Source organism: Bacillus rhizoplanae (assembly GCF_917563915.1).
GTDB lineage: Bacteria > Bacillota > Bacilli > Bacillales > Bacillaceae_G > Bacillus_A > Bacillus_A rhizoplanae.
This window is the reverse complement of the sequence record NZ_CAKJTI010000006.1, coordinates 1-13,074: the sequence shown is the minus strand read 5'-3', so window position 1 is coordinate 13,074 and position 13,074 is coordinate 1. Positions and strand designations below refer to the sequence as shown.

The following is a 13,074-nucleotide window of genomic DNA, read 5'->3' as shown; positions in this document are numbered from 1 at the left end:
GTATGTGTATTGCGCTATGCTATCGATAACCAGGTGGTAATGAGCGATAAACACTGTACGTAAAACGTTCGGTAAACGTACGATTACACCGACGTATAATAACCGGCGTATTCTACGCGTAATTAATGTACGAAAAACCGTACGAAAATCTATGTACGAATATTGACTATTATCATCCTTTTTCGTACAATGCAAATAGAGGATATTTTATCCAGTGAAAGGGGAGCGGAATTTATGAACAAAACGTTTGGTTACGCGAGGGTGTCTACCGATAAACAGGAGCTCACACGCCAGCTCGATGAGCTAGAACGATATGGGGTCGATAAGATATTTACGGACGTGAAAACGGGTAAGACGGCAGAACGCGAAGGATTAGCGGCTCTACTCGATCAGTTGCGTGAAGGGGATACGTTAGTTATTACGGAGCTCACGCGTTTAGGACGTAGTATGAAAGACCTCGTAAACATAGCGGAGGATTTAAACGAAATGGGCGTTGTGCTCGTATCACTAAAAGAGAACATCGATATGAACACCGCTACCGGTCGTGCTATGTTCGGTATGCTAGCGGTTATGGCGCAACTTGAACGTGAATGGATTAGCGAGAGAACAAAGAGCGGCTTGCAATCAGCACGAGCTCGCGGTAAGAATGGCGGCCGTCCGAAAACAGACGAGAAGAAACTCGAGGCAGCATACGATTTATACAAAACGGAGAAGTACACGGTTGCGGAAATACTAGAACGTTCGCCAGGCGTAGGGCGTACAGCACTATACGATTATATTCGAAAACAGAAAGCGGAAGAAGGCGCTCGTTGACCGGGCGTCTTTTTTGTTGTGCGCTAATACACCGCGATGCATAAGAACTGCATATCCGAAAAGTTTAACCCTGAGTTTTGCGGCGGTCGCTCGTGTCAGGACCACGCGGCTGGTAAAATCGGAAAAAAGCGCAAGTTTAACGGTGGATTTGTTCTATTTTCGGAAGTATTCGGTGTAGATACGATAACCCCAAGCGATGCTATGAACGGGAGGTGAACGATATGGAAATGGAACACGAAAGAGTAGACGTAGTGTTGTCCGATGAGTGATCCGATTAACTAAGCGCTATCAGAAAGCGAATAACATATCGACCGTCGAAACAGCGCTTATCGAACTCATACGAATATTTCAATTTACACTATGCAAATTTGAAGTTTCGCACACTAAAATTCGAAATTTCTGCATCCAAACTTCAATTACATCCTTTGTACAGAAGATGTTTATCTGAGTTATCATGAAAGCAAATCTATCAAACAAAAGGAGGAAATTCCCTTGAAACTAAAGCACTTTTTAGTGACGTTTCATTTACCACAAAGACAACTAGAACAAATTATATGCGAAGAAAGCTTACCTGTTTTACGGAATAAATTAACGAGGGACATCGCCGATAGAAATATTGACTACATAAAAATTGACGGAACCATCATATTTACACGTCATATCAAATCATTTCATATACAAAAAATCTATACAAGATAATACCACAAACAGGGACATTCATTAAAATACCAGTACGTCTATAACGCACATGAAGTGTCAAAGATATGAGATAAATATATACATACCGGTTGGAGGATACTAAAGTGCGTGTATACAATGAAATTACGCTTAAAGATATACAGAACGGAAATTACAAAAAAATTCTACTTAACGGAATGCGTGGCCTATATCTTATTTATAACTCAAAAGATCAAATTGTTTATGTAGGTGAAGGTCACCTTCAGTCCTGTTGTACACGTCATTTTATAATAGATGACGCAGGTATAAGCCATCATTACAACTACTTTCGTTATATACTCGAACAGGTGCATACTAGAAAGCGTCTTGAAAGAGATTTTATAGAGGCGTTAAAACCAATCTTTAATATTAGATACAATGTACGTAACTTAATATCCATGGGATTTGAATACCCGCCGAAATATATGCCCGAATATAGTACAAAAGCACAAAGAATGGTGGAGCAAGGTAAAGATTGGAGAAAGGGACTCCCGCTACGATTAATAAAACATCCCTAATAGACGAATACCTTTATATAACCTTCTAATAGTTCTCGTGCAACCAATCATAAAACAGCGGGCTATCCTTCATCGTCAGCTTACGTTTAATCTCTATCGTCACCTGGCGGAATGCAGCGAATAAGCATCCGTTCAGCTTCCGCACTCGACCTCGCTTCAACGCGTAGACTACCGCCTTGAACGCATCAACGAACTCGTTCTCGTAGTCCTCGACCATAATGTTACGATCGACGCTCGCTTTGGCACGTAAGAGCATACCGTATGCTTTGTATAGCCCATCGGCATTAAAGTACGGACTCATAGCGTTAAAAATAGCGCTCGGCATAGAACGACGCAAGCAATCGGCCGGCATTACCGTTTCTTTATGTGATTTATTATTTTTGCTTTGAAGGGTAATTGTTTCGATAGAAGATTTCGCCGGCTCAGCACTTGCCTGGCGTGGTTTATCAGCATCCTCACGACTGGACACTGGCGACTGGTCAAACATATTTATCACGATTATATTCGCACCGTAGCCGCCCATAATGTGACGTGTCGTGCGTACTTTACGAATGATGCCTAGCGACTGCAGCTTATTCAGCGAACGGCGCACGGTCTTCTCGCTCCGATCGATAGCCTCAGCGATAGTTGCCGCCTTCAAATGCGCTGCACCGAGGTACTTAACGGTATAGCGACCGATTAACTTTAGAATGTTCTTATCTGTATCATTTAATTCAAAATTATGAGCGTAAAGATGCCCACGAACAGCCGCGTTTAACTGTTCGACTGATTCAAACGTTTTATATTCACGCAGATATTGCATGGCTCCGTCTCCCTTTTTGGAGCGCACATTTGCTTACAAGCCCATACTCAAATAAGCGTTGCTTCCCACGCTTTTTTTGAATATAATTGATTTAGGGTTAGGGTGCTTGCTTTTGCAGGCGCTCTTTTTTTATGTCTGTTTCTCCTCTAAACGTCTAACGTGTCTTTTTCGCTAACTTCTCGATACTGCTCAACGACTTGCTCATCGGTGTAGTTCAAGTAAATCTGCGTCGTTGATAAGTCGCTGTGTCCTAGAATCGACATGAGTGTACGTATGTTGCCGCCATTCTTTAAGAAGTTTGTAGCGAACGTGTGCCGAAGCGAATGTAAGGAAGCTCGACACTCGCCTTTTAAACCCGCCTTCCTTGCGTATGAATCGACCCGTTTACGTAGCAGTTCGTGCTTCATTGGCTCACCGAATTGATTCGTAAATACATGGGTCACCTGGGATCCGAAATATTCCCGAGTTTCCGCAATAAGTTGAGCAAGTTCCTGGGCGACTTTCTTAGACATCGGAACCATGCGCGTCTTGCGGTTCTTGTTCTTTGCGCCAGGTAATAAAATGACTCCGTTATCTAAATCCACGTCTTTAGTTTCGAGGGAATGGAGCTCATTGGAGCGTAACCCGCATTTAAGCGCCAGTAGGAAGGCGCAGTAATCTCTATATCCCGTAAATGTATCTTTATCTATCATCGCGAATAAGCGTCTAATCTGATCGTCTGTGAGCGTAAAAATACGTTGTTGATCCGTCCGCAGCTTGCGAACCTTTTCGACTGGATTAACTTCGATAATCTCCTCGCTGTACAGCCGGTTAAATATTGCACGTACCGCTGACAATCGAATGTTAACCGTTACAGCCGATAAATCTCGCGTATGCAACAAGTGATGTACATATTTGCGAATATCCTCTGTTGTAACTTTTTCGATATACTCCCGCTTAATAATGTCGGTAAATTGCGCCCAAAATTTACGGTAGTCTCTTACCGTTCTTTCGCGGTACCCTTCCGACTCATAAATCCGCATAACAATTTCAAGCGCTTCATTCACCGTGATACCTTCAGATAACTTATTACGCAAATCGACTTCTCGGCGTTTAACAATTCCTCTTTTTCGCAAAATAAAAAACCTCCCGTTTTTACACGAGAGGTTTCGTTTAACGATATATTATTCGAGTGATTCGTTACTCCGCGATTTGTATAGACGGATAACCTAACGAAAATGTCTTCCCGTTTACTTATCACCGTGTCTATTCATCAATCGAGGAGAGACGTTCTTCCGGTAAATTTCGTATCAAGACGTTGATATAACGCTGTCATATCATCTAGAACGCGCCCAGAGGGATTCGAACCCCCGACAGACGTGGTACCGGAAACCACCGCTCTATCCAACTGAGCTATGGGCGCATGAAATATATAATAGCATCAAGGATTTCCCTCATGCTTACAATCGCAAGAGACACTTTCACACCGCCTTGCGTAATGTTTATTATACGATATCTTCGTTTTGGAAGCAATTACTTATTACGTCGCAGTTTACAGAACAACTCTTATCTTTCACTACAACTCGATACCAATATAAAGGAACCATCTTTATATTACATAAATGTAACTTCACTTCTTCTATACTTCCGTTCATGCAATAAAAGAAACGCCCGCGTCGATTGACGACGCAGGCGATATAACTCAGATTATCAGTAGCAAATTCATAAATACCCGAAATGAAAATGAATTATTTATGCAAATGATATGGAACCGTTGTAATCACGATATCTTTATGACGAATAAACCACATTCTTAAAAGAAGTGCACTCTGGTTATGTAATACATGATGCCACCATTTGTGTGGAATAAACTGCGGGATAATAATATGGATATGTCCCCCATTTTCTTGTTTCGCCTCTATTGTTTTAATAAGACGATTCAGCGGTTCAAGAATAGAGCGATATTTACTACGAAGAACTACCAGCCTACAAGGAGTTCCCCACTCTTTCCACCTCTTCTCCATTTTATCTATAGATTGCTCATCGAAACCAACGTATACAGCAATCGGATCAACATCTAAGCTTTTCGCAAAGGAAATCGTATTGTTCACAACACGATGAACGCCTGACACTAAAACAAGAGTGACTATCTTGCTTGCTTCCGGACGTATGCTTTGCGTATCAATGCGCAGTTCTTTTGCAATATCTTCATAATGCTTGTGAATAGCCATTGAAATAAAAATGATAATAGGCAATACAACTAATACAACCCAAGCGCCGCCTGTAAACTTTGTAACAGCGAAAATAACAGCAACTATTGATGTGATAACAGCACCAACTGTATTAATCGTAAGCTTAATTTTCCAATGTGGTCCTTTAACTCGTTTCCAGCGGCGCATCAAACCAATTTGCGCTACTGTAAATGAAAGGAAAACACCGATCGCATACAATGGAATTAAAGCATTCGTATGCGCGTGAAACGAGATAATCAAAATACATGCCAATGATGCTAACACAATAATTCCGTTTGAATACCCTAAACGGTCTCCGCGATTTGTCAAACTTCGAGGCAAAAATCCATCTGCGGCTACAATCGCAGCAAGCTGAGAAAATCCTGTAAATGTAGAATTTGCCGCTAAAATCAAAACAATAAACGTAAACCATATAATTAGTTGATATACAATTCCGTGTCCAAAATACATGCCAGTCAACTGAGACAACATCGTGTTGTGCGGATCTGGCGTAACTCCCTTCACATACAGATGATACGAAAACCCTAACAGCGTCACAGCTGTGATCGTGCCTAAAGCAATATAAGTTCTAATTGCATTTTTTTGCTGCGGTTCTCTAAAAATAGGAACTGCATTCGAAATTGTCTCAATTCCTGTAAGCGCCGAACAAGCTGAGCTGAATGCTTTCAAAATCAATAAAGTTGTTAATCCTTCTGGAACCGTTCCAAAGGACGGTGTAGTTGATTGTGTAAAGCCGTGACGAAATTCATCAAAAAAGCCGGTAAAAATTAAAATTAACATACAAATCATAAAACCAAATGTCGGCCAAGCAAAAACGCGGGCTGATTCTGCTACTCCTCGCAAGTTCACAAGTACTAAGAGAATAACACACAAAATGGCCAAAATCGTTTCATAAGGAGCAACTACAGGATAAGCAGATGAAATAGCTTCTATAGCTGCAGATACAGATACAGCCACAGTCAACACGTAATCAACGAGCAACGAACTAGAAGCAACAAGAGAAACCCATCGCGGCTTGAAGTTATCTTTTGCAATGGCATATGCTCCTCCGCCGTTTGGATATGCCAAAATCCCCATAATATACGATACAATCAAAATTGCTAAAAGAACGATAGTAGAAATTGTAATAGGTAAAATTATCCATTTAGCATCAGGACCAAGCCCTGCAAGCTCTGTCATTCCTGATTCAGGTCCATATGCAACTGATGAATACAAATCCGCTGAGAGAATGGGAAGTGCAATCAACCAAAATAATTTGTTATGGTGCGCATGAAGCTCTGATGTTCGCATAGGACGACCAATTAAAAATCGCTTCACACTACTGAAGTTACTTGCAGAAAACCAAATTGCAACTAATGCTAGTATGATTAATACTGCTTCCAACCATCTAACTAAGGTATGATGATCCATAACTTTTTCTCCTTCTAATTGCTATTTTTTATTCTCCTTATTTTAATTGATACATAATATTTTGAACAACAAAATCTAAACTATGTAGTCTTCAAAAATATTCACAATAGAAAATCTGCAATCAACATTTAGAAATTTATTATATATAATACGAAAAACCTGCTAGCTTCATGCTAACGGGCTGCATAATGACGGATAGAAAAACCAAATTATTCCATCCCTATATTGGTTAATATCTCCTCCATTATTATGGAGTCTCGCCAACAAAACGCAAATTTCGTACGCTAAGAAGTTACCATAAACGAACGTTTGTAGAAAGAATGATTAGAAGTACAATTCTCTGACAGGATGATCTTTCTAGTCTATGACAGAATCACGAACAAAACTTAAGGAGATAATCAAATAAGAAAAAACATTCGACATAACACCAAGAGGTGTTATAATTAATTTCGACACCAAAAGGTGTTATATTGAAATTTGGAGGAATAGTTATGCAAACAAATAAAATTTTACCAGAAATCCGCAAAACGGTTGTAATCAATGCTCCGATTGAAAAAGTATGGAAAGCTGTTGCAACATCAGAAGGTATTGCTTCATGGTGGATGCCAAGTACTTTTGAACCTATTGTAGGACATGATTTCATACTTCATGCAGGTCAATATGGTGATTCTCCTTGTAAAGTAACAGAAATCGTCCCTCAAAATCGTGTTGGTTTTGACTGGGGTAAAGACTGGCATCTTACTTTTGATTTAAAAGAATTAGAAGATGGAAAAACAGAATTCACACTAATTCATTCTGGCTGGGATGCAGAAAAAGTCACAGAGTTTGGGCAACCTCACTCAGTCGTTCAAGGCTTTATGGACGGCGGATGGGAAAAAATTGTCAAAGAAACTCTTCCTGCAAAAATCGAGGCTTAAATTGGTTACATCTCCATCCAAGTATGATATTTTTCAAGCAATCGCTGACCCTACTCGCAGAAAGCTACTAACATTGCTTGCTGAAAAAGAAATGTCAATTACTGCAATTACGGAATACTTTCCAATAACCCGTACTGCTGTTAACAAACATTTGCATGTTCTTTCTGTTGCGGGTCTTGTCAGTAGTCAGAAAATCGGACGAGAAACTCGGTACAAGCTTCAGCCAGAACCTCTTATCGAATTAAAACAATGGCTTTCCTTTTTTGAACAATATTGGGATGAAAGATTAGCTGCTCTTAAAAAATTTATAGAGGCTGATAACGATTAGCGGTAAAAAACGAGATGCGTAGTTATATGCTCTCGTTTTTTTATTCCCTTATCGATAGTAAGTTACCTTTTAATGAGGTAAAGGGAATGGTACGATGAATCCCCTGATATTATAGAGTTTTTAATGGCTGCTAATGTTTTTTGGTTCCATTGCTACACAGATCTCCTTTATCCCGCATTAACGGGCAGTAAGACCCTAATTTCCTACTTAGCGTATGATATACGCGAAATGTTAGCGCTACCCCTTATTCATGTTAACTTTCTCTTATTTTTAAAATTAAAAATGACACACTTTCAAGAAACCTAAAATTGGTAATTATATTTCAGCGCCCATTCACAAATTCTAATGATTGAAATCAAACTCAACCAGAGGAGGAATTACGTTATGACTGTAATTACAAAACTTAAACAAACTGTTTCAGGATTAAAAAGTGCACAAGCAAGCTTAGAAGGATTCGCTCTTGATACTGATAACCAACAAGCGAAGCAATTATTTCAAAGTGCAGCACAGCAAACGCAATCAATTATTGAGACTTTATCTCCGCGTGTTCAAGAGGTTGAACAAGAAGAACCTCAATATACACAGCAATAACAACAACAGAATGATACTTAATTAATGTACGCCTACAGATACTCTTTACACATAGGCTAATTCATTATCATATGTATACTTTCTGATTAGCTGAAAAAAGGGTGATGTAATATCATCCTTTTTTCAAATCAAATTACATAAAGCAATAGAAATGGAATGATACCATGCGAAAATTCGGAACAATCTCCTTGTTATTCCTTCTCTTATTCAGTTTCCTATGCGGATGTCACAGTCCATTAGATAAAAAAGAAAAACAAGAATCAGCACAAAAAACAAATAAAACAGATGCGAAACTAACAAAGATAAACATAGAATCCATTGATCAATCGGCAGCGAATGAAGCAAAAAATAAGATTCTTACTATGGATGAAATACTTGACGTAAAAGCTGTCAATTTCAATAACGAACTTTATGTAGCGGTTAAACCAGAGCACCACGAACGCTTTCAACTAAAGAAATTACGAAAAGAAATAAAACAAACATTAAAAAAGATGTATCCTAATTCAAAAATTTATGTAAGTACGGATAAAAAAATTTTCATGTTACTCGATAAATTAGATACCAAGATTAAAAATAAAGAAGTAGATAAAGAAGAAGTAAAAAAACAACTAAAAATAGTAAAAAAAGAAATGCATTCCGATACGTAATGATACTTTTCAAAACAGAAAAGGAAGGATTCATATGTCAAAGAGAAACAAAGATTTAACACCAGTTCAGCAAGAGTATAAACAATTTGAAAAGCAGCGTGAACCGAAGCGTCCTGTTCTAAAAAATTGTATAAAAGCTTTTTTTGTCGGCGGTTTTATTTGCTTAATCGGTCAACTTATTTCTACGTTTTATATTACGTATTTCGATTTCACTGAAAGGTCAGCAGGTAATCCGACTGTAGCTACAATGATTTTTATTTCCATGCTCCTAACAGGCTTTGGTGTGTACGATCGATTAGCTCAGTTTGGCGGGGCGGGTACAGCTGTTCCTGTTACCGGCTTTGGAAATTCAGTCATTGCAGCTTGTATTGAACACCGTACAGAAGGCTTTGTTCTTGGGGTAGGCGGGAATATGTTTAAGTTAGCGGGATCTGTTATTTTATTTGGTGTATTTTCCGCTTTTGTCATCGCACTTATTAAAACCATTTTCGTTCAATGGGGAGGTTTTTAAATGTTACAAGGTCACCGAACATGGGTATTTGAAAATAAGCCTGTGATTATATCAACTGGTGTCATTGGTGGGCCATTTGAGGCAAATGGAAACATCCCTGAAGATTTCGATACATTGCACGATAATTTATGGTTAGGACAAGACTCCTATGAAAAAGCACATCGAATTTTATTTGAAGAAGCTTGCAGCAGGGCAACAGAAAAAGCAAAACTGCGTAAAGAGGATATTCAATTTATTTTAGCAGGAGATCTTATCAATCAAATCACTCCCTCAAGTTTTGCCTCCCGAACACTCGGTGCTCCTTATCTTGGATTATTTGGAGCTTGTTCTACTTCAATGGAAGGCCTTGCTTTAGGGGCAAGTATTGTAAATGGAAAAGGGGCGAAATACTTATTAACAGGAGCTTCTAGCCATAATACCGCTGTTGAAAAGCAATTCCGATATCCAACTGAATACGGAGGACAAAAGCCCCCTACCGCTCAGTGGACAGTAACTGGAGCAGGGGCTGCTTTATTAAGCGATCAAGGAGACGGACCTTGCGTTACATCAGCAACAATTGGAAGAGTTATTGATATGGGTTTATCAGATCCATTTAATATGGGAGGTGCCATGGCGCCCGCTGCTGTCGATACGATAGAAGCACATTTAAGGGAACGACAAATTGATGCATCCTACTATGACTTAATTGTAACAGGTGATCTCGGTCATATAGGACGCGAAATTGCCTTTGATTTACTGCGTAAGCAAGGAACATCTATAACAAGCGAACAGTTTCAAGATTGCGGATTACTCATTTATAGGGAAGATCAACCGATTTTAGCAGGAGCAAGCGGTCCAGGCTGTTCAGCAACTGTCGTGTACGGGCATTTATTAAATCGAATGAAAAAAGGGGAATTCAGCAAAATGCTCGTAGTCGCTACCGGTGCTTTACTTTCCCCATTAACTTTCCAGCAGCAAGAAACAATTCCTTGTATCGCCCATGCAGTATCCATTGAAGTTGGAGGTGTACAATAAATGATCTATTTTTGGGCTTTCGTAATTGGCGGCGCCATTTGTGTGATTGGTCAAATTATGTTTGATGTCTTTAAACTTACCCCCGCTCATACAATGTCAACGCTTGTTGTCATTGGTGCCATATTAGACGGATTCAATTTGTATGAACCATTAATTGATTTTGCCGGAGCCGGTGCAACAGTTCCTATTACAAGCTTCGGTAACGCCCTTGTTCACGGTGCGATGGCAGAAGCGGCTGAGCATGGCATCATTGGAGTTATAACAGGAATGTTTGCAGTAACAAGCGCTGGTGTATCTGCCGCGATTATCTTCGGTTTTATCGGCGCTTTATTATTTAAACCAAAAGGATAAGAGGTGTTCTCATGACCGTTGTTGCTAGTGTAAAAACATGCCTTGCCAGTTTAAAAGGCGCACAGGCAAGTTTAAGTACACTTTCACAAAACGCTGCTGACGAAGAAGCGAAACGCGTTTTTCACGAATGCATGCTAGAAATGGATAGTGTCATCGCTGATTTACAAAGGCGAGTTTCAGCATTAGAACGAGAAGAACCACAATATAAAGGATTTTAAGAAGACTGGAGGGACTTTATATGCCTAACATTCACATACCAGAATGGCCGCTTGTCATTATACGTTCTTTATGTGTCTTAATTGTTTTATTCGCCATTACGAAATGGCTTGGCAAAAGACAAATCTCTCAACTTTCCTTTTTTGAATACATAGCCGGTATGACGATTGGTGATATCGCTGCAGAAGTATCGACAGGGTTGGAACAAAACTTCGTCCACGGTATTTCTAGTATGCTGGTTTTTGCTATCATACCTTTTTTCGCAGGACTGATTTCCTTAAAAAATAAGACGGTACGAGATTTTGTTGAAGGTAAATCCACTATTTTTATAAAAGATGGCAAAGTACTCGAAGATAATTTAAAAAAGGAAAAATATACGAGCGACGAACTACTAGAGCTTCTTCGAAAAAAAGATGTATTCAACATATCCGATGTTGAATTTGCTGTGCTAGAACCAAGCGGGGAATTAAACGTTTTATTAAAGAAAGACAAACAACCACTAACTGCTAAAGACATCGGATTAAAATTACCAAATGAGAAAGAAACACACACAGTCATTATGGATGGAAACATAATAGATGAACCTCTTTCAGCTAGCGGCCATAACCGCGCTTGGCTTCGCGCTGAACTCGAAAAAACTGGGGTTGCACTAGATAATGTTTTCATCGGACAAGTCGATTCTTACGGACAACTAACTGTCGACATATACAACGATAAAATCCAAATGCCTTCTCCTCAAGACAAGCCATTATTACTCGCTTCCTTAAAGAAGTGTCATGCTGATCTCGAACTATTTTCTTTAGAAACGAAATCAAATGCTGCTAGCAGCATGTATGCAAATAATGCAAAGAAGATAGAAGAAATTTTAAATAAAGTGACTTATCTACTTAAAGAGTAAAAGAGAAAAGAACGCTTATATATGTAACGGCGTTCTTTTTTGTATGGCAACCTTTCTCCATGTTTGATATGTTTAAATTCATACAATTCGGTTATGATGAGGAAGGTAAAGAAAAAGGGAATTCCTTATTTATAGCGAATTAACATGATACACCTACATATTTTTTAAACTGAAGTGGTTTCGTTTGACCTTTATTGACCATAATTGTATTATAAAACTAACAAATGTGTTAAAGGAGGAAGTTACACATGAATTTAATTCCTACAGTTATTGAACAAACAAATCGCGGGGAACGTGCTTACGACATTTACTCTCGTTTATTAAAAGACCGCATCATTATGCTTGGCAGCGCAATTGATGACAACGTAGCAAACTCTATCGTTTCTCAGCTTTTATTCTTAGAATCACAAGACCCAGAAAAAGATATTCATATATATATCAACAGTCCTGGCGGCTCTATTACAGCAGGTATGGCAATTTACGATACAATGCAATTCATTAAACCAAAAGTATCTACAATTTGTATCGGTATGGCTGCATCTATGGGTGCTTTCCTACTTGCAGCTGGTGAAAAAGGAAAACGTTTCGCTCTTCCAAACAGTGAAGTTATGATTCACCAACCACTTGGCGGTGCACAAGGGCAAGCGACAGAAATCGAAATCGCTGCAAAACGCATCCTATTCTTACGTGATAAACTAAATAAAATTCTTTCTGAACGTACAGGTCAACCATTAGAAGTAATCGAGCGCGACACAGAGCGTGACAACTTCATGACAGCAGACAAAGCACTAGAATACGGCTTAATCGATAAAATCTTTACAAATCGCTAAGAAAAGCGGACTACAAAAAGAGCTATCGCACATTCGCGATAGCTCTTTTTCATATATCAGCACTTTTTCCGATATAACGGCGCTTCGACACAACTTATCGACGCTTTTTTCAATATATCGGCACTTTTTCCGATATAACGGCGCTTCGACACAACTTATCGACGCTTTTTTCAATATATCGGCACTTTTTCCGATATAACGGCGCTTCGACACAACTTATCGACGCTTTTTTCAATATATCGGCACTTTTTCCGATATAACGGCGCTTCGACACAACTTA

General features: G+C 39.2%; 16 protein-coding genes and 1 tRNA gene. 13 read left to right on the top strand and 4 right to left on the bottom strand.

The features are described from left to right. Positions 1-234: 234 nt before the first annotated feature. From LRP84_RS07935 to LRP84_RS07925, 3 genes are all read left to right on the top strand, one after another. The gene (locus tag LRP84_RS07935) at positions 235-813 is read left to right on the top strand and encodes a recombinase family protein (RefSeq protein ID WP_230574593.1); all 579 of its coding nucleotides are present in this window, start codon (positions 235-237) and stop codon (positions 811-813) included. Positions 814-1,305: 492 nt separating this feature from the next. Continuing rightward, entirely contained in the window at positions 1,306-1,512 is a 207-nt protein-coding gene (locus LRP84_RS07930; RefSeq protein ID WP_230574592.1) for a hypothetical protein, read from the top strand. 104 nt (positions 1,513-1,616) lie between these two features. Further along, positions 1,617-2,048: a hypothetical protein gene (locus LRP84_RS07925; protein WP_230574591.1), complete on the top strand. Its 432-nt coding sequence runs from the start codon at positions 1,617-1,619 to the stop codon at positions 2,046-2,048. A gap of 25 nt (positions 2,049-2,073) precedes the next feature. Here the strand turns inward: LRP84_RS07925 and LRP84_RS07920 are convergent, their stop codons facing one another. The 4 genes from LRP84_RS07920 to LRP84_RS07905 form a co-directional block, all read right to left on the bottom strand. Beyond that, complete coding sequence (locus tag LRP84_RS07920) at positions 2,074-2,850, bottom strand: helix-turn-helix domain-containing protein (RefSeq protein WP_230574590.1); 777 nt, start codon at positions 2,848-2,850, stop codon at positions 2,074-2,076. 146 nt (positions 2,851-2,996) lie between these two features. Continuing rightward, on the bottom strand, positions 2,997-3,965 hold the full coding sequence (locus LRP84_RS07915) for a tyrosine-type recombinase/integrase (RefSeq protein WP_230574589.1): 969 nt from the start codon (positions 3,963-3,965) through the stop codon (positions 2,997-2,999). Positions 3,966-4,176: 211 nt separating this feature from the next. Continuing rightward, positions 4,177-4,252, bottom strand: a tRNA-Arg gene (locus LRP84_RS07910). 325 nt (positions 4,253-4,577) lie between these two features. Next, positions 4,578-6,491 (bottom strand): APC family permease, encoded by a 1,914-nt coding sequence (locus LRP84_RS07905; protein ID WP_230574588.1) that lies wholly within the window; start codon positions 6,489-6,491, stop codon positions 4,578-4,580. A gap of 491 nt (positions 6,492-6,982) precedes the next feature. Between LRP84_RS07905 and LRP84_RS07900 the strand changes: the two genes are divergently transcribed. The 10 genes from LRP84_RS07900 to clpP all read left to right on the top strand — a co-directional run bounded on the left by LRP84_RS07900 (position 6,983) and on the right by clpP (position 12,794). Beyond that, positions 6,983-7,408 carry an SRPBCC family protein gene (locus tag LRP84_RS07900; protein WP_230574587.1) on the top strand — a complete coding sequence of 142 codons (426 nt, stop codon included), beginning with the start codon at positions 6,983-6,985 and terminating at the stop codon, positions 7,406-7,408. Between the two features lies 1 nt (position 7,409). Next, the gene (locus tag LRP84_RS07895) at positions 7,410-7,736 is read left to right on the top strand and encodes an ArsR/SmtB family transcription factor (RefSeq protein ID WP_230574586.1); all 327 of its coding nucleotides are present in this window, start codon (positions 7,410-7,412) and stop codon (positions 7,734-7,736) included. Between the two features lie 384 nt (positions 7,737-8,120). After that, positions 8,121-8,327 carry a DUF1657 domain-containing protein gene (locus LRP84_RS07890; protein WP_098308440.1) on the top strand — a complete coding sequence of 69 codons (207 nt, stop codon included), beginning with the start codon at positions 8,121-8,123 and terminating at the stop codon, positions 8,325-8,327. Between the two features lie 164 nt (positions 8,328-8,491). Beyond that, positions 8,492-8,974, top strand: coding sequence for a YhcN/YlaJ family sporulation lipoprotein (locus tag LRP84_RS07885; protein WP_230574585.1), 483 nt, complete (start codon positions 8,492-8,494; stop codon positions 8,972-8,974). A gap of 34 nt (positions 8,975-9,008) precedes the next feature. Then, positions 9,009-9,485, top strand: a complete 477-nt coding sequence (gene spoVAC / locus LRP84_RS07880) for a stage V sporulation protein AC (protein WP_230574584.1) — start codon at positions 9,009-9,011, stop codon at positions 9,483-9,485. Further along, positions 9,486-10,499, top strand: a complete 1,014-nt coding sequence (spoVAD, locus tag LRP84_RS07875; protein ID WP_098308434.1) for a stage V sporulation protein AD — start codon at positions 9,486-9,488, stop codon at positions 10,497-10,499. After that, positions 10,500-10,850 carry a stage V sporulation protein AE gene (gene spoVAE / locus LRP84_RS07870; RefSeq protein WP_230574583.1) on the top strand — a complete coding sequence of 117 codons (351 nt, stop codon included), beginning with the start codon at positions 10,500-10,502 and terminating at the stop codon, positions 10,848-10,850. An 11-nt stretch (positions 10,851-10,861) separates the two neighbouring features. Then, a complete protein-coding gene (locus LRP84_RS07865) occupies positions 10,862-11,068 on the top strand; it encodes a DUF1657 domain-containing protein (protein WP_230574582.1) in 207 nt (68 codons plus the stop codon). A 20-nt stretch (positions 11,069-11,088) separates the two neighbouring features. Beyond that, positions 11,089-11,964 (top strand): DUF421 domain-containing protein, encoded by an 876-nt coding sequence (locus LRP84_RS07860; protein ID WP_230574581.1) that lies wholly within the window; start codon positions 11,089-11,091, stop codon positions 11,962-11,964. Positions 11,965-12,212: 248 nt separating this feature from the next. Next, on the top strand, positions 12,213-12,794 hold the full coding sequence (clpP, locus tag LRP84_RS07855) for an ATP-dependent Clp endopeptidase proteolytic subunit ClpP (protein WP_230574580.1): 582 nt from the start codon (positions 12,213-12,215) through the stop codon (positions 12,792-12,794). Positions 12,795-13,074: the final 280 nt, after the last annotated feature.